This window comes from Dankookia sp. GCM10030260 (genome assembly GCF_042666655.1).
Lineage (GTDB): Bacteria > Pseudomonadota > Alphaproteobacteria > Acetobacterales > Acetobacteraceae > Paracraurococcus.
The window spans coordinates 1-1,302 of record NZ_JBHTDE010000080.1; the positions used below are offsets into that span (position 1 = coordinate 1).

General features: G+C 67.2%; 1 protein-coding gene. It reads left to right on the top strand.

The window, feature by feature from the left end:
• Positions 1–75: 75 nt before the first annotated feature.
• Entirely contained in the window at positions 76–1,161 is a 1,086-nt protein-coding gene (locus ACFQS7_RS30910) for an IS5 family transposase (RefSeq protein WP_380070980.1), read from the top strand.
• Positions 1,162–1,302: the final 141 nt, after the last annotated feature.

Genomic DNA, 1,302 nt, shown 5'->3' on the forward strand with positions numbered 1-1,302 from the left:
CTAGCAGGCTGCGGAAATTCGTAGCCTGAAATCCGCGTCCATGATTCGCTGCTGGCGCAGTCGGACGGGGTGAGAATGCGCGGCAACGACGCGGTGGCTGGGTCCTTGTTCAGCTATGTCGACCTTGAGAAGCGGGTGCGTGCCGACCATCCGCTGCGGGTGATCCGAGGCGTGGTGAACGCCACGCTGGCGGATCTGTCGGCGGCGTTCGATGCGCTGTATTCGCCGTTCGGTCGGGAATCGATCCCGCCGGAGCGATTGCTGCGCGCCCTGCTGCTACAGGCTTTCTACTCGATCCGGTCAGAGCGGCAGTTGGTCGAGCGTATCGAGTTCGACCTGCTGTTCCGCTGGTTCGTCGGCCTCGGCGTGGACGACCCGGTATGGGACGCCACGACCTTCACCAAGAACCGCGACCGCCTGCTGGAGGGCGACGTGGCTTTGAAGTTCCTGGCCACGGTGCTGGCGCAGCCTCGGGTCAAGGCGCTGCTCTCGACCGAGCATTTCTCGGTAGACGGCACGCTGCTGGAAGCCTGGGCCAGCACCAAGAGTTTCCGGCCGAAGGACGGCTCCGCCCCACCGCCCGACGCAGGGCGCAACGGCGAGCAGGACTTCCATGGCCAGAAGCGCGGCAACGAGACCCACGCATCGACCACCGACCCCGATGCCCGGCTCTACCGCAAGGGGCGCGGCAAGGAGGCCAAGCTGGCATTCATGGGGCATGCGCTGATGGAAAACCGGAATGGGCTGATCGTCGGCGCCGTCGCTACCCGCGCCTCGGGTCATGCCGAGCGGCTCGCCGCGCTGCACCTGATGCAGCCCCATGCTGATCGGTCGCAGAAGGTCACGCTGGCGGGCGACAAGGGCTTCGACACGCAGGACTTCGTGGCCGAACTCCGCGAGATCAACGTCACCCCGCATGTGGCGCAGAACACCAATGGGCGGCGCTCGGCGATCGACGGCCGGACCACGCGGCATCCCGGCTATGCCATCAGCCTGCGCATCCGCAAGCGGATCGAGGAGGCCTTCGGCTGGGCCAAGACGGTGGCCGGGCTGCGCAAGGCGCGCCACCGCGGGCTGCCCAAGGTCGACTGGCAGTTCACCCTCGCCATGGCAGCCTACAACCTGGTTCGGCTGCCGAAGCTGTTGGCGGTGACGGCGTGATGCCCGGAGTCCGCCCCGCGACCGCCGCCGCCCCCCGAAAACCGCGCGAAAAGCCGCATGCTCGGACAACGCCGCCGCTGGATGCGGGTCACCGAGACCAACCAACCGCTTTCCGAGACCGCTTTTCAGCAGCCTGCTAGG